The sequence below is a fragment of the Dactylosporangium sucinum genome, assembly GCF_014647515.1.
Lineage (GTDB): Bacteria > Actinomycetota > Actinomycetes > Mycobacteriales > Micromonosporaceae > Dactylosporangium > Dactylosporangium sucinum.
Map to the genome: position 1 here is coordinate 84,129 of NZ_BMPI01000008.1, position 23,300 is coordinate 107,428.

The following is a 23,300-nucleotide window of genomic DNA, read 5'->3' on the forward strand; positions in this document are numbered from 1 at the left end:
CCAAGATCAAGGGAACTTCTGGTCGCCTCCGGGCCAGAAGTTTCCCTTGGTCATGAGCGAGCCCCGAACGAGGGCAGGGGCGATCAGCCGGTGAGCACGGCCCCGGGCCGGCGACGGCGCCGGCGGGAGCGTGGTTGCGGGTTGACCGTGGAAGTTTCACGCGGCCCTGGCTGCGCAGAACCTCCACGGTCAACTTCGAGCAGCGGCGAAAGCCGACAAATCAGGCGGCCAGGCCCAGCGTCTCGGCGGCCGCGCGGCCGTTGGCGTGACTCGCGCCCCACGTCGTGATGAAGGCCCGTGCCCCCGACGGGCGCCACGACGACGGCCAGCCCATCTCGACCACCGTCACCGCGTGCGTCTCGGTCAGGGACTCGACCAGGGAGCGGGCGCCCGCCAGGCGGTGCACGTTGCGGCCCACGACCACGATCGGGCGGGCGCCGGCCCGCGACCGGAGCTCGGCGGCGTCAGCGCGGTCGGCGACCACCCGGACCTGCTCGGTGCCGTTGATGTGCGGGCCGAGGCCCCACGGCACGCGGCCGGCGGCGATCGACGACTCCGACTCCAGCTGGACGATCAGCGGCGCCGCGGCGCGGTCGACGGAGCCCTCGATGCGGATCGCGCTCAGCGCCGCCGGGTAGCCCAGGCCGGGCTCCTCGCGGTCCGTGCGGTCGCCGGAGCGGGTCCAGGCGGCCAGGGACCGTACGCGGGCGGCGGCCTCCTCCAGGCGGGCCGCGGGCAGGCGGCCGTCGCGGACCGCGGACACGATCTCGTCGGCGCAGGCCAGGGTCAGGGCCTCGTCGACGTCGGCGCCGATGCAGAGCAGGTCGGCGCCCGCCGCCAGGGCGAGGACGGCGCCGGCGGGGATGCTGCCCGCGTAGCGGGCGGCGCCGAGCATCTCCAGCGCGTCGGTGACGACGACGCCGTCGAAGCCGAGCTCGTCGCGCAGCAGGTCGACGAGGACGGCGCGGCTGAAGGTGGCGGGGGCGTCGCCGGTCAGCGCCGGGACGCGGATGTGCGCCGTCATGATCGATTTGGTGCCCGCCTCGATCGCGGCGACGAACGGCGGGAGCTCCCGCTCACGCATCACAGCGGCAGAGATGTCGACGGTGGGAAGCTCCAGGTGGGAATCCGCGAGCGTGGCCCCGTGGCCGGGGAAGTGCTTCGCGCAGGCGGCCACGCGGGCGCTCTGCAGCCCGAGCACCGCCGCGGCGGCGTGGGCGGCCACGGCCTGCGGATCGGCGCCGAAGCTGCGCGTGCCGATGATCGGGTTGTCGTCGGCCGTGTTCACGTCGACGGTGGGCGCCAGGTTGAGGTTCAGGCCGAGCTCGTCCAGCTCGGCGCCGATCGTGCGGTACACCCGCCGGGTGATCGCCGGGTCGCCCAGCGCGCCGAGCGCCGCGTTGCCCGGATAGGGGCTGCCCAGGCGATGGGCCAGGCGCGTGACGTCGCCGCCCTCCTCGTCGATGCCGATGAGCACGCCCTCGCGGGCGGCGTGCAGGCTCGCGCTCAGCGCGGCGAGCTGCGCGCGCTCGACGATGTTGAACCCGAACAGGACGTGCCCGGCCAGCCCCTCCGCGAGGAGATCCACGGCCCACGACGGGGCCTGCTCCCCCCGGAAGGCGCTCAGCAGCGTGCCCAGGGCCAGCCTGCGGAGTCCGGGATCGGTCGACACGAGATGTCCCCCCTCAGCGTGGACGAATGCTGCACACTCGTCCGATGCGCTATCCACGATCGTAAGAGCTTCTTGACCGGTTGTGCGTAGGCCGACCGGTTGGCCGAACGTACGCTTTCCCAATAGGTTGCTTGTGGCACGCTAATAGGAAAGTTTCCTAAATACTAGGGGTCTACGTCACGATGAGTTCCGCCCGACTGCCCGGCACGCCCCGGTTACTGCGCGCCCTCAACGACCGTGCCGCCCTCGAGCTGCTGCTGAGCCGCGGCCCGCTGACCCGCGCCCAGCTCGGCGAGCTGACCGGCCTCTCCAAGGTCACCGCATCGCAGCTGGTGGAGCGCCTGGAAGAGCGCGGGCTGGTGGCGCGGGTCGGCGAGCAGGCCGGCGGCCGGGGACCCAACGCCCAGATGTACGCGGTGGTGCCCGCGACGGCCTACGTCGTCGGCGTCGAGGCCGGCCCCCAGCACGTGGTCGCCGGCGTGGCGGACATCACCGGCAAGATCGTCGGCCGGACCGACGTCTCGATCGGCGAGGGCGACGACCCGGTCAAGGTCGTGCACGCGGCGGTCGTCGAGGCCGCCTCGGCCGGCGGCGCGCCGATCGAGCGGATCCGCCGGATCGTCCTGGGCACCCCGGGCCTGGTCGACCCCAAGAGCGGCGAGATCACCTTCGCCTGGGACCTCCCGCGCTGGCACCGCGGCCTGCTGACCGCACTGCGGGAGGACCTCGGCCGCCCGGTCATGTTCGAGAACGACGTCAACCTGGCCGCGATCGCCGAGCAGCACAGCGGCGCCGCCGTCGGCGCGCAGGACTTCGTGCTCGTCTGGCTCGACCGGGGCGTCGGCACCGCGGTGGTCCTCGGCGGGCGGCTCCACCGGGGCAGCGTCGGCGCCGCGGGCGAGATCGGGTACCTGCCCGTGACCGGCACCACGGTCAGCCGCGACGCCTCGCGCAAGCAGAAGAGCGGCTTCCGTGCCCTGGCCGACGCGGCGGCCGTCAAGGCGATCGCGAAGGAGCACGGCTTCAAGGCGGCCGGCGCGGCCGAGTCGGTCCGGGCGGCCATCGCGGCAGGCACGGCCGGCAGCCCGTTCCTCGACGAGCTGGCCCGGCGGATCTCGCTGGGCGTCGCGTCGGTGGGGCTCGTGCTGGATCCGGAGTTGGTGGTACTGGCGGGTGACGTCGGTCAGGCCGGCGGAGCCGACCTGGCGCAACGCGTGCAGCACGAGGTGGCCGCGATCGCGGTGGTCTCCCCGCGCGTCGTCGCCACCGAGGTCGCCTCCGAGCCGGTGCTGAACGGCGCCATCCTGACCGGGCTCGACGCCGTCCGCGAAGAGGTGTTCGGGAGCACCGCCTGAGGGCTGATGCCCGTTCCTGACTGAGGCCGGGCTGCGGCGGGCCTCAGCCATGAACAGGCCTCAGCGTGGCGCGTCGCGGCGGTGCATCGCCGCGAAGGCGCCGGCCAGCACCACGGCCACCACGGCCGCGATGATCACGCCGCCCTGCTGCCAGCTGCCCGAGAAGCCGGCCGCCGGCACACAGCCGCGGCCGGCGCACGCCGCCACGTCGGCCTCGAACGTGTAGCTTTTGGTCAGCCAGGCGGAGACGTAGCTCGACAGCCGGTACTTCTCCGAGTAGTCCGTCCCGATCAGGCCGAACAGGACGAGCGCGCCCAGCTCGTAGACGACCAGGTAGGCGATGCCCACGCCGAGTGCCGCCGACGTGTGCCGGCCGATGGACGCGATGGCGAACCCGAGCGACGTGCCGGCCACCGCCAGCAGGACCACCCGCATGCCCGTGAGCAGCATCGACAGCACGTCGCCGCCGCTCAGGGAACTCACCGACCCGTTGCCGGCGGCGACCGCCAGGAACGCCAGGGTCCAGACGGTGAGGTACACGACGGAGATCAGCGTCACCCCGGTGCAGACCGCGACCAGCTTCGCCCCGAGCACCGAGGCGCGGCGGGGCGCCCACAGCAGCAGGTTGACCATGCCGCCCGAGCTCCACTCCACGCCCACGAACGACGCGCCGAGCACGAATCCGGCCACGGCCAGGACGATCGCGGCGGTGTAGTACAACTCGGGCCACTGACGATGGAACGAGAAGCCGTAGTCGAGCATCGAGTCGCGGGTCGGCCGCGGACCGTAGTCGCAGCCGCGCGGGAACGTCTGGCCGGGCTGCGGGTTGTCGAGGCCGCTCTGCACCCTTTCGCACTGCTCGACGTTGCGGTCGTAGATCTCGGCGGCGCTGGCCGCGCGTTCGTCCGCCAGCCGGGTCTCATTCTCCGTGGGTGTACTGCGGGTCAGCGTGAACCCGAACGTGAGGATCGCGAGCAGCATCCCGATGAGCACGAGCGTCACGACCGTGACCCGGCGGCTGAACAGCCTCGTCCACTCGGCGGACAGCAGTGAGGTCATGATGCGTGCCCCTGTTCGATGACGTCGCCCTGCGGGACCGGCAGCGGGTCGGCCGGCCACTCGGAGTTGTCGACAGGACGCAGCTGGCCGCGGCGCGGGCCGCCGCCGGTCAGGTTCAGGAACGCGTCCTCCAGCTGCGCGACCGGCGACAGCTCGCGGACCCAGAAGTCGTTGACGCCCAGCGCGCGGGAGATCCACGCCGGGTCGGCCAGGTCGTGCACGATGATGTGGTCCGCCGCCAGCGTGACCTGCGCGCCGGCCTCGCTGAGGATGTGCGCGGCCTCGCGGTGGTTGTCGACGCGAACGCGATACGTCCCCTGGTCGTTGGCCGCGAGCACCTGCGCGACCGGCCCGGCGCCGACCCGGCGCCCGCGGGAGATGATCGTGACCGAGTCGCAGATCTGCTGGATCTCGGCCAGGATGTGGCTGGAGATCACGATCGTCATGCCCCGCTCGGCCTGCTCGCGCAGCAGGTCGCGCATCTCGCGGATGCCGGCCGGGTCGAGCCCGTTGTTCGGCTCGTCGAGGATCAGCAGCTCGGGGTCCTTGAGCAGGGCCGAGGCGACGGCCAGCCGCTGGCGCATGCCCAACGAATACGACTTGATCTCGTCCTCGGCCCGGCTGGCCAGCCCGACCTGGTCGAGCACGATGCCGATCCGGTCCTTCGGCACGCCGCCGGCCTTCGCCAGGATCGAGAGCGTCTTGTACCCCGAGAAGTTGCCGAAGAACGCCGGCGCCTCCACGATCGCGCCGACCCGCGGCGCCACCCTCGGCAACGCCCGCGGAACGGTCTCGCCCAGGATGCTCATGTGCCCGGCGTCGGGCCGCAAGAGCCCGAGCAGCGTCTTGAGCGCGGTGCTCTTGCCGGAGCCGTTCGGACCGAGGAAGCCGTGGATCTCTCCCCGCTCGACCACCATGTCGAGTTTGTCGAGCGCCACCCGCGGCTTGCCGAACAGGCTCTGGTAGGTCTTCACGAGACCGGAGATTTCCAGTGCGGCAGTCATCAGCGCGCACTGTACGTGTTCTTTGTCGCTTGTGGTGCCCCGCCATCCATCTACGCCTGTCGCGTGGTTGGATTGGCACGTGTCAGATGACCTTGTCATCGCGGTGGAGCAAGCGACGGTCACCCGCAACCGCACCGACCTGATCCGGTCGGTGAGCTGGCAGGTGGAGCTGGACGAGCGCTGGGTGGTCCTGGGCCCCAACGGCGCCGGCAAGACCACGCTGCTCAACCTGGCCGGCGCCCGCCTCTACCCGTCCCGCGGCACGGTCAAGGTGCTGGGCGAGAAGCTCGGCCGCACCAACATCAACGAGCTCAAGACCCGTCTGGGCTTCTCGTCGGCGGGCCTGGCGCTACCCCCGGACGAGACCGTCCGCGACGTGGTCCTCACCGCATCGTGGGCCGTGATCGGCCGATTCACGGAGCGTTACGACAAGGTCGACATCGCCCGTGCCGAGGCCCTGCTGGACCAGTTCGGCGTGGCGGGGTTGGCCGACCGGCTGTACGGCACACTGTCGGAGGGCGAACGCAAGCGCGTGCAGATCGCCCGCTCGCTGATGACCGACCCGGAGCTGCTGCTGCTCGACGAGCCGACCGCGGGCCTCGACCTGGGGGCGCGGGAGGACCTGGTCCGCCGCCTGTCCGACCTGGCGGCCGACCCGGACTCCCCGGCGATCGTGCTGGTCACGCACCACGTGGAGGAGATCCCGCCCGGCTTCACGCACGCGCTGCTCATGCGCGACGGCGGCGTGGTGGCGGCGGGCCTGCTGCGTGACACGGTGACGGCCGACAACCTGTCGAAGGCGTTCGGCCTGCCGCTCCGCCTGTCGACGATCGACGGCCGCTTCCACGCCCAGGCCGCGTAACCCCCGCGAGCCTCGCGGCCACCCCCTCGGCCCGCTCTGCGCCGCGCCGAGGGGTCATCCCCGCGCCGGCACGGCCGCCCGTCGCCCGCCCGTGCCCACCGCGCGCCTGCCCGTGCCCGCCCGCGCCACCGCGCGCCTGCCCGTGCCCGCCCGCGCCACCGCGCGCCTGCCACGAGCGCGCGATCTTGAAGTTGTGGTCCCGGACATATCCGACATCGGCCGATAAAGCGGGGACCACAACTCCAAGATCGCGGGCCGCAACGGCGGCGCGCGCAACGGCGGGCCGCAGTGGCGTGGCGTGCAGCGGCGGGGGCCGCAGTGGCGTGCCCTGGCGTGCCGTGCCGTGCCCTGGCGTGCCGTGGCGTGCCGTGGCGTGGCGTGGCGTGCCGTGGCGTGGCGTGCAGTGGCGGGCAGTGGGCGGGCGGACGTGCCGGCGCGCTAGCGGCCCGTGAACTTCGGCTTGCGCTTCTCGACGAAGGCGTTCATGCCCTCCGCCTTGTCCTCCGTCGCGAACAGCGCCGCGAACAGCTCGCTCTCCCAGCGCAGCGCCGACGCCAGGTCCAGGTCCAGGCCGCCGTCCACGGCCAGCTTCGCGGCGCGCAGGGCCAGGGCCGGGCCGTCGACGTAGCGGCGGACCATCTCGACCGCCGTCGAGTACACCTCCTCGGCCGGGACCACCTTGTCGACCAGGCCGATCGCGAGCGCCTCCTCGGCCTTCACGAAGCGGCCCGACATGACCAGGTCCTTCGCGCGGGCCGGGCCGATCAGGCGGGCGAGGCGCTGCGTGCCGCCCGCGCCCGGGATGATGCCGAGCGTGATCTCGGGCTGGCCCAGGGTCGCGTCGGCGGCGGCCACCCGCCAGTCGGCGGTGAGGGCGAGCTCGCAGCCGCCGCCCAGGGCGTACCCGTTGATCGCCGCCACGACCGGCTTGGGGATGCGGGCGACGGCGTCGAAGGCGCTGCTGAGGTTCTGGGCCCGCGCGGCCATCGCGGAGTAGCCCATCAGGGCCATCTCCTTGATGTCGGCGCCGGCCGCGAAGACCTTCGGGCCGCCGTAGATGACCACGGCCCGGACCTCCGGGTCCGCGGAGAACTGCCGCGCGGCGTCCCGCAGCTCCTCCTGGACCTGCGTGTTCAGCGCGTTCATCGGCGGACGGTCCAGGCGGATCGTGCCGATGCCATCGGCAATCTCCAATTGGACGAGCGGGGTCTGCTTCTCGGTCATCCAGTGTCTCCTCAACGTCGTTGTCGTTGCCCGCAGCGTATTCCGGCGTACCGTCAGAGATGCGATGGCTACCACTTACTACCGCGACAACGTGGTGCACGTCAGCTCCGGCGGTGTGCAAGTCGACACCGCCTGGTATCCGCTGCACAGCCTCGACTACGTCTGGCACCGCCGGACCGGCCGGCTCCGGCACGGCCTCTACATGCTGTTCACCCGCGGCGGGGCGGTGGTCGTCGTCATCGGCCTGCTGGTCGGCGCCGGCCTGCTCGCCCGCCGGATCGACTTCTCGGGTGAGGAGCGGACGATGCACATCGCCGGCGGCATCCTCGGCGTGGTGGTCATCGGCGGCATCGTCGCGTTCAGCGTCGAAGGGCTGCTCGACCTGCTCGATCGCGCCCACGACCACGGCAAGGGCGTGCACGAGATCTGGGTGCGCACCGGCGGCGGAGAGATAATGATCTATTCGACCACCGACTCCCCGAAGTTCGGTCAGATCTACCGAGCCCTGCAGCGGGCGGTCGAACAGGCGGCCTAAGGCCTGTTGCATCACTGGGGCGGGCTGCGGCGGGCCCAGTTTTCCGTCTGGCGCCACCCCGCGAAAGCCGGGTTACAACACCGGTAGCCAGGCTTCCGCGGGGCGACGCCAGGCGAAATCTGGACTCCGCCTCGCTCCGACCCCAGTGATGCAACAGGCCTTAGCCGCGGGCCGGTCTGATCGGCAGGGCAGGGCCTACACTCGCGGGCATGGTGGCCTTGGGTGTCGACTTCGGTACGTCGCACACCGTGGCGGTCGCCCGCTGGCCGGACGGGCGGGTGCGGCCACTGCTGTTCGACGGGTCGCCGCTGCTGCCCTCCGCCGTGTTCGGGCCGGCGGACGAGACCGCGCTCGTCGTCGGGCGTGACGCAGTCCACAGCGCGCGGCGGGAGCCGTCGCAGTTCGAGCCCAACCCGAAGCGGCGCATCGACGACGGCACCGTGCTCCTCGGCGAGCGGAGCGTCGCCGTCCAGGATCTGATGGTCGCGGTCTTCGAGCGGGTCCTCGCCGAGTTCAGCCGCACCGCCGGCGGGCCGCCGTCCGCGGTCACGGTGACCCACCCGGCCGGCTGGGCCGCCACCCGGCGCAAGGCGTTGTCGGATGCGGTGCTGGCGGCCGGCCTTCCCGATCCCGCCCTGGTCCCCGAGCCCGTGGCCGCCGCGACGTACTTCGTCCGGGTCCTCAAGCACATGGTGCCGGTCGGTTCGTCCGTCGTCGTGTACGACCTGGGCGCCGGGACCTTCGACGGCAGCGTCGTCGCCCGCACCGCGGAGGGCTTCGAGGTCCGCTCCGTCGGCGGCCGCGACGACCTCGGCGGGCTCGACTTCGACGAGGCCGTGCTCACCCTGATCGGGCGGTCGGTGCCGGCCGACGGCTGGCGGCGCCTCACCGCGCCGGAGTCGATCGAGGAGGCGCGGGCCGCCCGGGTGCTGCGTGACGAGGCCCGCGAGGCGAAGGAGCGGCTCTCCCGGACGTCGGCGGTGACGGTACTGGTGCCGCTCCTCGATCTCGACGTGCCCCTCACGCGCGAGGAGTTCGAGGCCGCCGCCCGCCCGCTCGTGGAGCGCTCGGTGCGGGTCCTCACCGAGACGGTCCGCCTGTCGAAGGTCACGTCCGACCAGCTCGCCGGGATCTTCCTGGTCGGCGGGGCCAGCCAGATCCCGCTGGTCGCCACCGAGCTGCACCGCGCCTTCGGCCGCGCGCCGGTGATGATCGAGCAGCCGGAGCTGGTCGTCGCCGAGGGCAGCGTGCTCGTCGGCCCCGCCGTCCCGCCGCGCCCGAGGAAGGCATCCGCCGTCCGCCCGCCGCACGTCACCGGCGGCCAGGTCCTGCCCGGCGCGGCACCGCTCACCACCGGCAGCCCGATCCACGCCGGCCCCTCGCCGCACGTCACCGGCAGCCCGGTGCCGCCGGCCGCGACCAGCCCCGCGCCGCCCGTTCCGGCCCCGCCGGCCGCCGCGAACCCGGCGCTGCCGGTCCCGATCAGCCCGGTGAGCCCGGCCAGTGGTCAGGTCCGGCCGATGAGCCCGCCCGCCCAGCGGCACCCGGTCTCGCCGCCGCCGATGCACGGCCGGCCGATGCCGCCGCGGCCCGGCCCGCCGATGTATCCGCAGCCGATGTACGCGCCGCCGCCGCAGGTGGTGTACGTCCCGCAGCCCGTCTACGTGCCGGTGATGCCCGTGGTGCCGATGGTGCCGCCGATCCCGTGGCGGCCGCCGCCGTGGACCATCCGGGTGCCGGCCGGGTTCATGACGCTGTACGCGGTGCTGCTGTTCATCGTCCTGCCGTTCGCGGTCATCCTTGGGGTGATCGACCAGCCACCGACCGACCCGACGCCGCGGGCCGAGTGGGACGCCATGCAGCAGGACTCGCTGACCACCGCCGTCCTCTGCGTGATCCTCGCGTCCCTGCTGATCCACGCCGCCCGGTGGCTGCGGCGGGGAAAGAGGGGCCACCTGTGGTACCCGCTGGGGCTGTGCATGTTGTTCGCCGTGGTGGCGGTGTTCAACTCGTACTCGCAGATCGCCGTCCAGATCATGGCCGTCGCGTTCCTGACCTCGTCGCTGTTGCTGCTGCTGCCGAGCGCCCGGGCGTGGGTCCGCCGGCCGCCGAAACCGCCCAAGCCCCCGAAGAGCACGCCGCCGCCACCCGTGGGCGACGCGGCCGAGGGCGCGGCCGGGTAGTGCCCGCGGCCTAGACTCCAGGGCATGCCTACGCCAGGGATCCGGCTCGGTGTCGACTTCGGCACCTCCAACACCGTCGCGGTGGTGCGGTGGCCGGACGGGCGCTCGCGTCCGCTGCTGTTCGACGGCTCGCCGCTGCTGCCCTCGGCCGTCTACGCCGAGCCCGACGGGACGATCGTCGTCGGCCGCGACGCGGTGCACAGCGCGCGGCGGGAGCCGGCGCGCTTCGAGCCCAACCCGAAGCGGCGCATCGACGAGGGCACGGTGCTGCTCGGCGACCGCGAGCTGCCGGTCGGCGAGCTGGTCGCCGCCGTGCTGCGGCGGGTGTACGACGAGTGGACCCGCACCGTCGGCGGCGCCCCGCCGGACGTCACCGTGACCTGCCCGGCGTCGTGGGGCGCGACCCGCCGGCTGGTGATCTCCGACGCGGCGGCCGCCGCCGGGCTGGGCAACGTGCGGATGGTGCCCGAGCCGGTCGCCGCCGCCGCGTACTTCACCCAGGTCCTCGGCCACGACGTGCCGGTCGGCTCGGTCGTCGTCGTGCACGACTTCGGCGCGGGCACGTTCGACGCCAGCGTCGTCGCCCGCACCGCCGAGGGCTTCGAGGTGCTCGCCGTCGACGGCCGCGACGACATCGGCGGCATCGACGTCGACAACGCGATCGTCGCCCACTTCGGCACGATCTGCGCCCCGGAGGCCCCCGAGGGCTGGCAGCGCCTGATGCAGCCGGCGACCATCGAGGACCGCCGCCACCGCCGGATGCTGTGGGACGACGCCCGCGTGGCCAAGGAGCGGCTGTCCCGCCAGCCGGCCGCCGACCTGAACATCCCGCTGCTCAACCGCGACGTCCACCTGACCCGGGAGGAGCTGGAGCGGCTGGCCCAGCCGCTGATCAAGCAGACGGTCCGGGTGACCCAGGGCGTCATCCGCTGGTCGCAGCTCGCCCAGGACCGCATCGCCGGCGTGTTCCTCGTCGGCGGCTCCAGCCGGATGCCCCTGGTGGCGACGTTGCTGCACCGCGAGCTCGGGAACGCTCCGGTCGCCATCGAGCAGCCCGAGCTCGTCGTCGCCGAGGGCGGCACGCTCGCCGGCTTCACGGCCACCCCGGCCAGCGCCGCGCCGCCGGTCCCGGGCCCGTCGACGGGCCTCTTCCCGCGCCTTCCCGGATTCGACGCGCCGCCCCCGCCACCGGCTCAGCCGCCGGTGGGTCAGCCCGTCAGCCCGGTCGCCGTGCCCGCCGGCCCGGTGTCGGCCCCGCCGTCGAGCGGCCCGCCGGTCGCCGAGCCGCTGTGGCCGGACGCCCCCGATATCACGCCGGTCTCCGGCACCCCGGTGTCGAGCGGCTCGTCGCCCGCCCATCCGGTGTCGGCCCCGCCGCCGGGCGGGGGCGGCTACTCGACGCCGCCACCCGGGAACTTCGCCGCACCGCCGGTCTCGGCCCCGCCGGGCGCCTACGCACAGGGCGGCCCGGTGTCGGCGCCACCGGCAACGTACGGCCAGCCACCGATGAGCGCCCCACCCGCGAGCGGCCCGCCGGCAACCTACGCCCCGCCGCCCAGCAGCGCCCCGCCGGCGAGCTACAGCCAGCCACCCGCGAGCTGGGGCCAGCCGCCGAGCAGCGCCCCGCCCGCCAACCCGCCGCGCGGCGGGCAGACCTACCGCTCCGGCCAGCAGCAACCGCCGAAGGCCGGCCCCGTGTACCAGGCCGGCGTCGCCTCCGGCCGCCCGGTGTCCCCGGCCGTCCCGCCCGAGCCGGCCACCCGCTACGACGAGCGGGGCATGCCGCTGCGCCTCGACCCGGAGCCGGTCCCGACCCGCATCGCCCAGCCGGCAAAGCCGAGCCGGCCCGCCCCGCGCGAGCCGTATCGGCGCAAGCGCGGCCCGTTCGCCCGCTTCATGCTTGGCCTGTTCGTCACCGTGCTGCTGGTCGTCACGCCGCTCACCGCGGGGTACGTGGCCTACTACCTCACCACCGACGAGTGGCCCCCGCCCGTCAACGGGTGGATCGACAGCACGGGACGGTGAATATGAGTAGCATTCGCGCATGACGCTGATCGACGGGCACGGCGGAGACCTGGCGCTGGCGGCGCTGCGGAGCTTCGGGGTCGCCGAGATGTTCACGCTCTCCGGTGGGCACGTCTTCCCGCTGTACGACGCGGCCAAGAAGGCCGGTGTGCGGATCGTCGACGTGCGGCACGAGCAGTCCGCCGTGTTCGCCGCCGAGGCCGTCGCCAAGCTGCAGCGCCGCCCCGGCCTCGCCGTCCTCACCGCCGGGCCGGGCGTGACGAACGGCGTCTCCGGGCTCACCAGCGCGATGTTCAACGGCGCCCCGATCGTCGTGCTCGGCGGCCGCGCCCCGCAGTTCCGCTGGGGCTCGGGCAGCCTCCAGGAGATGGACCACCTCCCCATCGTGCGGGCGGTCACCAAGCACGCCGAGACCATCTTCTCGACCGACGAGGTGTACGCGCGCCTGCAGGCCGCCGCCCTCACCGCGCTGACCCCGCACCGCGGACCGGTCTTCGTCGACCTGCCGCTCGAGGTGGTCTTCTCCACCGCGGACGGCATCGATGCGGCGGATGCTCCGGCGGTACCGTCGAGTGAAGCGGATCCCGAGGAGGTCCAGCGCGCGGTCAGCCTGCTCGGTGCGGCCGAGCGGCCGGTGATCATCGCGGGATCGGACGTCTGGACCGGCGACGCCACCGCCGCGCTGCGGGAGGCCGCCGAGGCGCTGCGCATCCCCGTGTTCGCCAACGGCATGGGCCGCGGCACGCTCCCGCCCGACCACCCGCTCGCCTTCGCCCGCGCCCGCAAGGCCGCGTTCGGCGGCGCCGACGTGATCGCCGTGATCGGCACCCCGCTCGACTTCCGGCTCAACTTCGGCGACTTCGGCAGCGCCCAGGTCGTGCACGTCACCGACGCCCCGTCGCAGAAGGCCTCGCACGTCAGCCCGGCCGCCGCGCCGGCGGGTGACCTGCGCCTGATCCTCTCGGCGTTCGCGTCGTACTCCGGGCTGGTGGCCGACCACGAGCCGTGGATCGCCACCCTGCGCGACGCGGAGAACCTGGCGAAGGCCAAGGAGACGGCCGCGCTGGAGGCGGACGCCGACCCGATCAAGCCCAGCCGGGTCTACGGCGAGCTGCGCAAGGTCCTCGCCGACGACGCGGTGACCATCGGCGACGGCGGCGACTTCGTCTCCTACGCCGGCAAGTACCTCGAGCCGGCCCGCCCCGGCACCTGGCTCGACCCGGGCCCGTACGGCTGCCTCGGCACCGGCATGGGCTACGCGATGGGCGCCCGGATCACGTACCCGTCCCGGCAGATCTGCGTGCTCATGGGCGACGGCGCGGCCGGCTTCTCGCTCATGGACGTCGAGTCGCTGGTCCGCCAGGACCTGCCGGTCGTCATCGTGGTCGGCAACAACGGCATCTGGGGCCTGGAGAAGCACCCGATGCGCAACATGTACGGCTACGACGTCGCCGCCGACCTCCAGCCCGGCCTGCGCTACGACGACGTCGTCAAGGCGCTCGGCGGCGCCGGCGAGACGGTCGAGAAGCCGGGCGACCTGGCCGGCGCGCTGACCCGGGCGTTCGACGCGGGCGTGCCGTACCTCGTGAACGTGCTCACCGACCCCGAGGACGCCTACCCGCGCTCGTCGGTCCTGGCCTGAACGTTCCTCGGCCCTACTCGAGCCCGAGCAGCCGAGGAAGCGACCCGATCGAGCCGATGACCTCGTGGGCGCCCGCCGCCATCAGGGCCTGGCGGTCGCCCGCGCCGGTCAGCACGCCGACCAGCAGGCCCGCCCCGGCCCGCTGGCCGGCGATCAGGTCGAGCGGGGTGTCGCCGACGACGACCATCCGCCGCACGTCCTCGACGCCGAGCTTCAGGGCCGACACGAGCATGAAGTCGGGGAACGGCCGCCCACGGCCGGCGTCGGCGGGGGAGAGCACCAGGTCGACCTGCCCCCACCAGCCGAGCGCGTCGATGATGGCCTCCTGCGTGGCCCGCGCGAACCCGGTCGTGAGCGCCACCTTGATCCCGCTGGCGCGCAGCGCCTTGATCGCCTCGATCGCGCCGGGGATCGGCAGCACCGCGCCCTCGTCGACGAGCAGGCCGTAGGCCTCCTCGAACGTCTCGTTGGCGGCCTGCGCCCGCTCCTCGTCGCCGTCGAGCAGCAGGCGGAACACCTCGATGCGGCTCTGGCCCATGGTCTTGCGGACGACAGCGAGCATCCGTTCGTGCTGCGGGGTGCCGGGCGCCACACCCTCGCCGGCGAAGGCCACCGTGAAGGCCTGTTCCACCAGGCCGTCGTCACGCACCGTCGTGCCTGCCATGTCGATGCAGGCGAGTTGCCACGCTGTCATCGCGCAATGGGAGCACGCTCAAGCGGCGATTCGGTGAACGGCACAAAACGCCTAGAAGCTACCGGCCCGTCGCATCGTGCGGGGGCGGCCGTCGGGGTCGTGGACCGTGCGGTACACCAGCGACGACCAACGGGACGTCCACGCCGAGAGGTGGGGTGACTCGTACGGGCGGAGGCGGCCCGGTGGGCGCGGGCCCCGCCGGCCCGCCGCGTGCCAGGCCTCCAGCGCGCGGGCCGAGGACTCGAACTCCTCCACGGCGGCGAGCGGGTCGTCCGGCACGTCGTCGTGGCCGAGGTGCTCGCGGGCCAGGCGTAGGCGCAGGTCGCGGGCGTAGGCGCCGGTCGGGTCGAGGACGGCGCAGGTGAGCTCCGAGTCGTGGGTCCACGATCGCAGGGAGACGTTGTCGGAGCCCACCGTCGCCCACGTGTCGTCCACCACGCAGACCTTGGCGTGCACGTAGATCGGGGTGCCGTCGGCGTTCTCCGGGCTGAAGACGTGCAGCCGGTCCCCGCCGGCGTTGTGCAGCATCGACAGGGCGCGTTCCCGGCCGTACAGCTGCGGGAACCGGCCCAGTGCGCCGGGCTGGTCCGGGTAGCGCGGCACCACGGCGACCAGGTGCAGGCCGGGGTGCTCGCGCAGGGCGTCGGCGAAGCAGCCGGCCACCTGGGGTGACCAGAGGTACTGGTCCTCCAGGTAGATGAGCTGCTCGGCCCGCGCGACGGCCTTGCGGTAGCCGCGGGCCACCGTGCGCTCGCCCTCGGGGGCGAAGGGGTAACCCCGGCGGCGGTACGGGTAGGTGCGCAGCAGCTGGACGCTGAGGTCGCCGGCCGGGGCCGGGTCGGGCAGCTGCGCCGGCAGCGGGTCGGCGTGCGTGTCCTCGTGGAACAGCTTGTCGTGCAGCACGAAGAACGGGTTGCGCGACAGCGGGGCCGGGTCCTCCCAGCGCTCCCGGAACGTCGCCTCGACCTGGCCGACGACCGGGCCGCGCAGCTCCAGCTGGACGTCGTGCCAGGGCGCGCGGTCGCCGTAGACGGGTGCGATGGCCACCGCCTGCGGGTCGCCGGAGTGTTGGCTGTCGTCGCCCCGGCCGTGACAGAGGTCGATGCCGCCGACGTAGGCGACGTCGAGCGACGGGCGGCCGGGGTGGCGCAGCACGACGAACTTCTGGTGGTGGGAGCCGCCCGCCCGCACCCGCATGTCGCGCAGGCACTCGCCGCCGGCGGCCTCGATCGCGTCGCCGAGGTGCTGGTTCTCCTCCTCGCTGAACTGGAGGCGGTCCCAGTGCGAGCGCCAGACCAGGCCCTTGACGACCACCCCGCGCTCGGCGGCGGCGCACAGGACCCGCGAGATCGTCTCGTCGCCGGCGCCGAGCCGCTCGTCGGGGTCGCCCCGCCAGTCGGTGAAGAGCAGCAGGTCGCCCCGCACCATGCGGTTCACGGCGGGGAGGAGCTCGGCGTAGTACGCGCGGCCGTCGACGAGCGGCCGGACCGCGTTGCCGTCCGTCCACGGGAGCAGGCGGGTGTGCGGGTTGCCGCGCTCGTCCTCGGTGAGGAACCAGTCGCTCACCGTGCGCCGACCTTCTCGCGCTCCCGGTCGGCGGCCGTCTCGGCCAGGTCCTGGTTCGGGCGGATCAGCCGGACCAGGGCGGCCACCCACAGGCCGGCCAGCAGGCAGCTGCCGAGGATGTCGGTCGGGTGGTGCATGCCGCGGTACATCCGGGCGACGGCGACCCACAGGGGCATCACGACGGCGGCGGCCACGAACAGCCACCGCCATTTCGTGGTCGTGCGCGGCACCAGCAGTACCGCTGCCACCACCCAGATGCAGATGGTCGCCGCGACGTGGCCCGACGGGAAGCTGGAGGTGGGCATCGGGCCGTCCATGTTCTCGACGTCCGGCCGCGCCCGCCCCACGACCGCGGCCGAGGCGAGGAACAGGGTCAGCTCGCCGAACATGACCGCGAGCAGGAACACGACCGGCCGCCAGCGGCGGATCGCGGCCAGCGCGATCGCGCCGAGCGCCAGGCCGATCGCCAGGATCGCGTGGGTGTTGCCGACCTCGCTGCCGACGAGGCTGACCTCGCCGAGCCAGCCGCGGCGGTGCTCCGCGAACCATTGCGGGACCGTACTGTCCCACAGCACGTTGCCGTTGCCGCCCTCGTGGCGGGCCAGGGGCAGGCCGAGCGCCACCAGGGCGCCGAACCCGAACACCCAGGCGACGAGCGCGCCGGCGGCAATGCGGACGGCGTGGTTGCCCGAACGGTCGTGGGGCTCGACCGGGCGCAGGTCGTCGGCGGCCTCGGGCTCCAGGCCCTCGTCGAGCGGTTCGGTGACGCGTTCGCCCTCGTGGTACCGCAGGAGCTCGAACGCCGTGACGCAGAGCCCGAGCCAGGCGACGCCCAGCGACCAGGCCCCGACGACGTCGGACAGGAAGTGCACGCCGAGCGCCAGGCGGCTGAACCCGACCAGCACGACGAGCGCGCCCACCGCGACCAGGACCGGCCGGCGCCACCGCTCGCGGAGCACCGGCAGGAAGACGACCAGCAGCGCGGCGTAACAGATGAGCGAGTTCAGCGAGTGCCCGCTCGGGAAGCTGTTGCCGCCGCCGTGCGCGATCGGCTGCTCGACGACCGGGCGCAGGCGGCCGATGGCCAGCTTCAGCGTGGGGTCGAGAACGAGGCCGCCGACGGCCGCGACGACCAGGAACGCGGCGAGCTTCCACTGCCGGCGGACGGCCAGCAGGGTGGTCCCGATGGCGACCAGCCAGAACAGCACGCCGAAGCTGCCCAGGCGGGAGATGCCGCCCATCAGCTGGACGAGGAGGTCGCTGGGCGCCACCACGGCGTTGAGCCGTTCGGCGAGGCCGCGGTCGACGGACTCCAGGGGTACCCACCGGACCCGGACCGCGATGACCAGCAGGCTGAACAGCAGGGCCGCGGCGCCGAATCCGGCCATTCTTCGCAGAGCGGCCCGATCGTTCCTCACGTTTGCACCCATGCCCAGTTTGGGGAATCACCCAACATGACCGCCGTGAATACCGCTTCCCCCGCGTTACGGAACCTCAGCCGCGTGGGCTTCGTCGGCTACGGGCTGCTGCACCTGGCGCTGGCCTGGGTGGCGGCGCAGATCGCGCTGGGCAGGTCGGCGGAGGGCGACCAGTCGGGCGCGTTCCGGACCCTGGCCGAGCAGCCGTTCGGCGAGCTGCTGCTGTGGTTCGTCATCGCCTGCCTGGTGGCGCTGGCGATCTGGCAGGCCGTCCTGGCGATCTGGGGCCACCGTGACACGCAGGGCAAGCACCGGATCGCGGAGCGTGTCTTCTCGGCGGCCCGGGTGATCGTCTACCTGGTTCTGGCGTTCACCGCCGGCAAGGTCGTCACCGGCGCGCCGCAGTCCAGCGCCCAGCAGCAGCAACAGGCCACCGCCGGGCTGATGGCCAAGCCGGCGGGGGTGTGGCTGGTCGGGCTGGTCGGCCTCGGGGTGCTGGCCTTCGGGATCGGGATGCTGTGGTACGGCCTGAAACGCAAGTTCGAGCGCAAGCTGGAGTTCGGCGGGGGACGGTCGCGCAGCGCGGCGATCCGGGCCGGGCAGGTCGGCTACGCGGCCAAGGGCGTGGCGTTCGGCATCGCGGGCTACCTGCTGGTCGAGGCCGCCGTCAAGAACGACCCCGGCAAGTCGCGGGGGCTGGACGCGGCGCTGCACACGGTCGCCGGGCAGCCCTACGGCAAGTTCCTCCTGCTGGCCATCGCGCTCGGCCTGGCCGCGTTCGCCGTCTACTGCGTCTTCCAGGTCCGGTACCGCAAGGCCGGCTCGTGACGACGTCGGCCGTCATCGTCAACCCCTCGAAGGTCGTCGATCTCGAAGGACGCCGCGCGGAGATCTGCTCGGTGCTGGCCGCGGCCGGGTGGGCCGAGCCGCTCTGGCTGGAGACCACCCCCGACGACCCGGGCTGCGGCATGGCCGAGCAGGCCGTCGAGGCGGGGGTCGAAGTCGTGCTGGCCTGCGGCGGCGACGGCACCGTCATGGCGGTCGCGTCCGTGCTCGCCGGCACCGACGTCGCCCTCGCGCTCATCCCCTCCGGCACCGGCAACCTGCTGGCCACCAACGTCGGCGTCACCCGGGACGTGGCCGCGGCGCTGGCGGTGGCGACCGGCGGGGAGCGGCGCCGCATCGACGTCGGCGTCGTCGAGGACGCGGGCACGTTCACGGTGATGGCGGGGATGGGGTTCGACGCCGCGATGGTGGGTGAGACCCCGGATGACCGCAAGGCCCGGTTCGGCTGGGTCGCGTACGTGGTGACCGGGCTGCGCAACCTGCGCCGGCGCCGGATGCGGCTGCGGATCCGGCTGGACGACGGGCCGTGGCTGCGCCGCCGGGCGAGCACCGTGCTGGTCGCCAACGTCGGGCGGCTGCAGGGCGGCATCCCGCTCCTGCCCGACGCCCATGTCGACGACGGCTGGCTGGACGTCGCCGTGCTCTCCCCGCGCCACCTCACCGACTGGGCCAAGCTCGCGTGGGGTGTCCTGCGGCGGCGCGAGCGGCCGCCGCGGCTTGAAACGTTCCGGGCCCGCTCGGTCGAGGTCCGCACCGGCCGGGAGGAGCCGCGCGAACTCGACGGCGACGTCGTCGCGCCCGCACGCCGCCTCGTCGCCCGGGTCCGGCCGGGCGCGCTGCTGCTCTGTGTGCCGGGCGCGACTACTTCTCGTCGTCCCGGCGTTTGAGGTCTTCCTCCCAGCGGCGCAGCAGCTCAGCGTCGTTGCGTGACTGCGTTGTGTCGATGCCGCGCAGGAACTCCGGGTCGTCGTCCGGCGCCGTGGGCCGCTTGGTGGCCCGGCTCGCCACCCCCGCCCGTTCGAGCGAGACCGGTCGCCCGGAGAAGAACCACGCGATCGGACCGACGACGGGCAGCAGGAGGATGGCGAGGACCCAGACGGGCCGGGGGAGCCCGCGGATGTCCTCACGTTCCGAGGACAGGCAGTCGATGAGCGCGACCAGCGTCGCGACCAGCACGATCAGGAAGGGCAGTGCGCGTCCCATGCCGCCATGATGACTCAGCAAACGGGCTCATGACACCAGCAAGAGGGTGCCCATCACGCAGTACAGCAGGATCAGCGCGACCATCGCGGGCAAGGTCCTCCCGATGGGGGTAGCCACCCGGGCCGAACGGCGCTGGATGACGACCACGGCGGCCGACCACACGACGGCGGTCGCGGTGAGGGCGACGGCGGCCGGCCCGGCTCCGAGCTCGACCACGGCGAGCCTTCCGAGCAACAGTGCCACGACGGTGACGCTCACCAGGGTCCGCCGCCAGGCGAGGACCGTGCGCTCGTGGGCTGCTCCGTTCATGCGTGGGCCGCTCCGTTCACAGGGCCGCTCCGTTCATAGGGTCGCTCGGTTCATACGAGGGTCGCGATCAGGAGGGCGGTGGCGCCGAGGGTGATCACCAGGGCGAGAATCGCGGGGAAACGCGACGGGGGGAGCGCCTCACCCAGCCGCATCGCCCGCTCGCTGCGGGACCAGTGGTCCACCCCGCGCAGCGCGACCAGCGCGCCCAGCGCGAACAGCGACACCGCGATCACCAGGCGTAGCCGGTGTCCCGGCAGGAACTGGGCAACAGCCAGCCCGCCGCCGACGAGGGCGAGCGCGGTGCGCAGCCAGGCGAGGAACGTGCGCTCGTTGGCCAGCGAGAACCGGTAGTCCGGCGTGGTCCCCTCCGAGCGGACCTCGGCGGGGTCGAACCAGCGTCGGATCATTGCCCACACGGACATGATTGTCAGACTCCCTCGGTACAGTCTCGCGCGATGCTGCGAACAACTTTCGCCGGACTCCGCGCGCACAAGCTGCGGCTGCTGCTGACTGCCACGGCAATCATGATCGGTGTCGGGTTCCTGGCCGGCACGCTGGTGTATGGCGACACGGCCAAGGCGGCGTTCTTCGACGACCTGGCGCGCGCCGCCAAGAACGTCGACGCCTCGGTCGGCACCTCCAACGCGGTCAGCTTCGCCGAGACCTCGCGGCGTCTCGACGACGGCATCCTCGACGACGTGCGGGCGGTGCCCGGCGTCGCGCACGCCGACGGCCGGATGGCCGAGCGGCTGCCCATGCTCGACCCGAAGGGCCGGCTCATCTCCAACCTGGGCCGGATCGGCTGGGCGCTGTCGACGCCCGGCGACGGGCACCTGTCGATGTATGACGTCGGCGCGGGCCGCCTGCCCGCCCGCCCCGGCGAGGTCGCGATCGACGACACGACCGCCGAGATCTACGGCTTCAAGGTCGGGCAGCGCGTCTCCGTCGTCGGGCCCGACCAGCAGCCGGTCGCCCTGGACCTGGTCGGGATCATGGACCTCGGGGCCAACAAGCGGTTCGCGGGCCTGACCGTCGCCGCGCTCACCCCGGCCGACATGCGCACGCTGACCGGTGCCGACGGCTACGCCGAGGTGGTCGTCTCCGCCTCGCCCGGCGTCACCCAGCGCGAGCTCGCCGACCGCCTCCAGTCGAAGCTCGGCGGCCGGGCGCGGGTGCTGACCGGCGACGAGGTGCGGGCCGACTACGCGGTGGCCGCGGCGAAGTACGTCGACGGGTTCCTCGTCGTCATCTTCGGCTTCGGCCTCATCGCGCTCGCCGTCTCGGTGTTCGTCATCTACAACACGTTCGCCATCCTGGTCGCCCAGCGGGTCCGCGAGCTGGCCCTGCTGCGCTGCGTCGGCGCCTCGCGGCCGCAGATCTTCGGCTCGGTCGTGCTCGAGGCGGTCGTCGTCGGCGTCGTCGCCTCGCTGGGCGGGCTGCTCGTGAGCACCGTCGTGGGCGAGGGCCTGCTCATCGGCCGCAACACGGTCGGCAGCGGGGTGCGCGTCGACCGGCTCATCGTCACCCCGACGACGGTCCTGGTCGGCGTGTGCGCCGGCACGTTCTTCACCGTCGTCGCCTCGCTCCTGCCCGCCGTCACCGCCTCCCGCATCCCGCCGCTGGCCGCGCTGCGCGCCACCACCCTGGAGGCCGCCGTCCCCGGTCGCCGCCCGCTGCGCACGATCGTCGCCGGGGTGATCGCCGCCGGCGGCGGCCTGCTCATGCTGTTCGGCACCCGGGTCCCCGGCTTCAACGGCGTGCCCATCGTCTTCGCCGGCGCGATCGCGGTCTTCACCGGCATCGTGATCGCCTCGCCGCTCATCGTCTCCCGCCTGACCTCCTGGGCCGGCTGGCTCCCGGCCCGCCTCCTGGGCGCCCCGGCCCGCCTGGCCGTCACCAACGCCCTGCGCAACCCGAAGCGCGTCGCCGCCACCACCAGCGCCCTCATGATCGGCCTGGCCCTCATGAGCGTCTTCAGCGTGCTGCTGGCCACCGCCCGCGCCCAGGCCGAGCAGGAGCTCGACGAGAACTTCGCGGTCGACTACATCATCAGCGGCGTCTACACCCCCGGCGGCCAGGCCCGCCGCGTCCCGCTCGCGGTGGCCGAGGTGCTCCGCTCCCACAGCGAGCTGGCCGCCGTCGCCGCGGCCCGTAGCCGCGACGCCGACGTGGGCGGCCGGCGCGCCGAGGTCTGGTCGATGGAGCCCGGCGCCCTGGACACGGTCCTGCGCCCGGAGATCACGGCCGGCTCGGCGGCGGCCCTGCAGCCCGGCACGGTCGCCCTGAACCGCTTCTTCGCCGACGCGATCGGCGCCCGCGTGGGCTCCTCGGTGGAGGTCCGCTCCCGCACCCTGCGCGTGGCCGCCCTCTACGACGACGCCCCGATGGACGGCCAGGCCCTGGTCGACTGGAGCGACTACGCGGCCATCTTCGGCACCGGCGACCCCGACCAGGTCCTGGTCAAGGCGGCCAGGGGGGTGAGCCCCGAGGCGTCCCGCGCGGCGGTGGACGCGTCGCTGTCCTCGGCCCCGCTGACCCAGGTCTCCAGTCAGGCCGAGTGGCGCGCAAGGGTGACGGGCACGCTGGACGAGCAGCTGGGCGTCTTCTCGGCCCTGCTGGGCATGTCGATTGTGATCGGCCTGACGGGCATCGCCAACACGCTGGCGCTGTCGGTCCTGGAGCGCACCCGCGAGTCGGCCCTGCTGCGGGCGCTGGGCCTGTCCCGCGGCCAGCTGCGGGGAATGCTGGTCCTGGAGGCCATGCTGATGGCCGTGGTGGGCGCGGTGGTGGGCGTCGGCTTCGGCGTCCTCGTGGGGGTGGCGGCGTCGGTCGGCCTGATCCGGCAGTATGGTCACGGCCACCCCGTCCTGCCGTACGGACAACTGCTCCTGTACGTGGCCCTGGCCGCCGTGGCCGGCGCCGTGGCCGCCCTGCTGCCGGCCCGCCGAGCGGCAAAGACCGAGGTGGCAGCGGTGATGGCAGCGGACTGACCGACGGCGCGACCAGATCTTTCCCACGATCATGAGACGGCCGGCGTTTGAGCGCCCTACTGCCTCCGTCGCGCCAGCCGCGTGCCCGACGTGCCCAGGGCGTCCTTCCGGATATGTCCGGCGCTGCGCGCCTGACATATCCGACATTTCGGTTATGTCCCCCAGCGTGCAGACCACGCATCCGCGCACGCCGCCGGCGGGAGGGGTTTCGCGGGACGGCCCGCCGCAGCGGCTCATGACGCTTCTATAGAGGTGGTGATCGAGCCCGGGGTTTCGTGATCGATGGAGAATTCTGGCTGTCATGGCGACCGGAACTCTCCATTGATCATGGGCTGGTCCGCGGTGATCGGCGTTTCCGGTGATCACCGTGGACCGGGCCGCCTCTCCTTGAGCTTGGCGGGTGGGGATAAAACGCCCAAAGGTGCGTTCAGGCCCGGAAAGCCTTGAGGGGGAGCGGCAGCAAGACCACAGGTCGACTCGCGGCGGTGGTGTGTGTGACCTTTTCCGCAGCGTGTTGGGCCCCCGCGGCGGAGAGTGGTTGAGCCGGCTTCACTGCCTGGGCTTTTTCCGACATTTCCCCCACCCCCGGCTCCAGAATGCGCACGGTAGGTGACGCTTTTCACCGCCACTCCGAACCTACTCATGAGTAGCATTCGGGTGGCGGCCCTGTTACCGCGCGGGCTGAGCCGTAACGTGGGGCGCAAGTCTCCCGC

19 protein-coding genes are annotated in these 23,300 nt (G+C 73.1%); 9 read left to right on the forward strand and 10 right to left on the reverse strand.

Features of this window, described 5'->3' with window-relative positions; all coding sequences use genetic code 11:
• Window positions 1–220 precede the first annotated feature (220 nt).
• Window positions 221–1,672 (reverse strand): glycoside hydrolase family 3 protein, encoded by a 1,452-nt coding sequence (locus IEZ31_RS10190; RefSeq protein WP_190249534.1) that lies wholly within the window; start codon window positions 1,670–1,672, stop codon window positions 221–223.
• A gap of 182 nt (window positions 1,673–1,854) precedes the next feature.
• On the opposite strand from IEZ31_RS10190, the gene IEZ31_RS10195 reads away from it, so the two are divergent.
• Window positions 1,855–3,027 carry an ROK family transcriptional regulator gene (locus IEZ31_RS10195; protein ID WP_190249535.1) on the forward strand — a complete coding sequence of 391 codons (1,173 nt, stop codon included), beginning with the start codon at window positions 1,855–1,857 and terminating at the stop codon, window positions 3,025–3,027.
• Between the two features lie 60 nt (window positions 3,028–3,087).
• Here IEZ31_RS10195 and IEZ31_RS10200 read toward each other — a convergent pair whose 3' ends face one another.
• Entirely contained in the window at window positions 3,088–4,086 is a 999-nt protein-coding gene (locus IEZ31_RS10200; protein ID WP_190249536.1) for an ABC transporter permease subunit, read from the reverse strand.
• On the reverse strand, window positions 4,083–5,090 hold the full coding sequence (locus IEZ31_RS10205; protein ID WP_190249537.1) for an ABC transporter ATP-binding protein: 1,008 nt from the start codon (window positions 5,088–5,090) through the stop codon (window positions 4,083–4,085). Before IEZ31_RS10205 ends, IEZ31_RS10200 begins: the two co-directional genes overlap by 4 nt.
• Window positions 5,091–5,169: 79 nt before the next feature.
• On the opposite strand from IEZ31_RS10205, the gene IEZ31_RS10210 reads away from it, so the two are divergent.
• Window positions 5,170–5,952 carry an ABC transporter ATP-binding protein gene (locus IEZ31_RS10210; RefSeq protein ID WP_190249538.1) on the forward strand — a complete coding sequence of 261 codons (783 nt, stop codon included), beginning with the start codon at window positions 5,170–5,172 and terminating at the stop codon, window positions 5,950–5,952.
• A 438-nt stretch (window positions 5,953–6,390) separates the two neighbouring features.
• Here IEZ31_RS10210 and IEZ31_RS10215 read toward each other — a convergent pair whose 3' ends face one another.
• A complete protein-coding gene (locus IEZ31_RS10215; protein ID WP_190249539.1) occupies window positions 6,391–7,176 on the reverse strand; it encodes an enoyl-CoA hydratase/isomerase family protein in 786 nt (261 codons plus the stop codon).
• A gap of 64 nt (window positions 7,177–7,240) precedes the next feature.
• Between IEZ31_RS10215 and IEZ31_RS10220 the strand changes: the two genes are divergently transcribed.
• From IEZ31_RS10220 to IEZ31_RS10235, 4 genes are all read left to right on the forward strand, one after another.
• Window positions 7,241–7,711 (forward strand): DUF6232 family protein, encoded by a 471-nt coding sequence (locus tag IEZ31_RS10220; RefSeq protein ID WP_190249540.1) that lies wholly within the window; start codon window positions 7,241–7,243, stop codon window positions 7,709–7,711.
• A gap of 209 nt (window positions 7,712–7,920) precedes the next feature.
• Window positions 7,921–9,894, forward strand: coding sequence for an Hsp70 family protein (locus IEZ31_RS56220; protein WP_229834616.1), 1,974 nt, complete (start codon window positions 7,921–7,923; stop codon window positions 9,892–9,894).
• Window positions 9,895–9,918: 24 nt separating this feature from the next.
• The gene (locus IEZ31_RS10230; RefSeq protein ID WP_190249541.1) at window positions 9,919–11,919 is read left to right on the forward strand and encodes an Hsp70 family protein; all 2,001 of its coding nucleotides are present in this window, start codon (window positions 9,919–9,921) and stop codon (window positions 11,917–11,919) included.
• Between the two features lie 19 nt (window positions 11,920–11,938).
• Entirely contained in the window at window positions 11,939–13,561 is a 1,623-nt protein-coding gene (locus IEZ31_RS10235; RefSeq protein ID WP_190249542.1) for an acetolactate synthase, read from the forward strand.
• Window positions 13,562–13,574: 13 nt separating this feature from the next.
• Here the strand turns inward: IEZ31_RS10235 and IEZ31_RS10240 are convergent, their stop codons facing one another.
• From IEZ31_RS10240 to IEZ31_RS10250, 3 genes are read right to left on the reverse strand one after another with little or no spacing between them, the layout of a single operon-like run.
• The gene (locus tag IEZ31_RS10240) at window positions 13,575–14,255 is read right to left on the reverse strand and encodes a phosphonatase-like hydrolase (RefSeq protein WP_190249543.1); all 681 of its coding nucleotides are present in this window, start codon (window positions 14,253–14,255) and stop codon (window positions 13,575–13,577) included.
• A 51-nt stretch (window positions 14,256–14,306) separates the two neighbouring features.
• Window positions 14,307–15,821 carry a phospholipase D family protein gene (locus IEZ31_RS10245; RefSeq protein ID WP_190249544.1) on the reverse strand — a complete coding sequence of 505 codons (1,515 nt, stop codon included), beginning with the start codon at window positions 15,819–15,821 and terminating at the stop codon, window positions 14,307–14,309.
• Window positions 15,818–17,239 (reverse strand): phosphatase PAP2 family protein, encoded by a 1,422-nt coding sequence (locus tag IEZ31_RS10250; RefSeq protein WP_190249545.1) that lies wholly within the window; start codon window positions 17,237–17,239, stop codon window positions 15,818–15,820. The genes IEZ31_RS10245 and IEZ31_RS10250 overlap by 4 nt, the downstream gene beginning before the upstream one ends.
• 84 nt (window positions 17,240–17,323) lie before the next feature.
• On the opposite strand from IEZ31_RS10250, the gene IEZ31_RS10255 reads away from it, so the two are divergent.
• Together IEZ31_RS10255 and IEZ31_RS10260 are read left to right on the forward strand one after the other, a co-directional pair.
• The gene (locus IEZ31_RS10255) at window positions 17,324–18,067 is read left to right on the forward strand and encodes a DUF1206 domain-containing protein (protein WP_190249546.1); all 744 of its coding nucleotides are present in this window, start codon (window positions 17,324–17,326) and stop codon (window positions 18,065–18,067) included.
• Window positions 18,064–18,972, forward strand: a complete 909-nt coding sequence (locus tag IEZ31_RS10260; RefSeq protein ID WP_229834620.1) for a diacylglycerol/lipid kinase family protein — start codon at window positions 18,064–18,066, stop codon at window positions 18,970–18,972. Before IEZ31_RS10255 ends, IEZ31_RS10260 begins: the two co-directional genes overlap by 4 nt.
• Here IEZ31_RS10260 and IEZ31_RS10265 read toward each other — a convergent pair.
• From IEZ31_RS10265 to IEZ31_RS10275, 3 genes are read right to left on the reverse strand one after another with little or no spacing between them, the layout of a single operon-like run.
• A complete protein-coding gene (locus IEZ31_RS10265; protein ID WP_190249547.1) occupies window positions 18,947–19,288 on the reverse strand; it encodes a PLD nuclease N-terminal domain-containing protein in 342 nt (113 codons plus the stop codon). The genes IEZ31_RS10260 and IEZ31_RS10265 overlap by 26 nt on opposite strands.
• 27 nt (window positions 19,289–19,315) lie before the next feature.
• On the reverse strand, window positions 19,316–19,597 hold the full coding sequence (locus IEZ31_RS10270; RefSeq protein ID WP_190249548.1) for a DUF202 domain-containing protein: 282 nt from the start codon (window positions 19,595–19,597) through the stop codon (window positions 19,316–19,318).
• 50 nt (window positions 19,598–19,647) lie between these two features.
• Window positions 19,648–20,013, reverse strand: a complete 366-nt coding sequence (locus IEZ31_RS10275) for a YidH family protein (RefSeq protein WP_229834663.1) — start codon at window positions 20,011–20,013, stop codon at window positions 19,648–19,650.
• A gap of 39 nt (window positions 20,014–20,052) precedes the next feature.
• Here IEZ31_RS10275 and IEZ31_RS10280 point away from each other — a divergent pair, with 39 nt between their 5' ends.
• Window positions 20,053–22,587, forward strand: coding sequence for an ABC transporter permease (locus tag IEZ31_RS10280; protein WP_190249549.1), 2,535 nt, complete (start codon window positions 20,053–20,055; stop codon window positions 22,585–22,587).
• The last annotated feature ends 713 nt before the right edge of the window (window positions 22,588–23,300 follow it).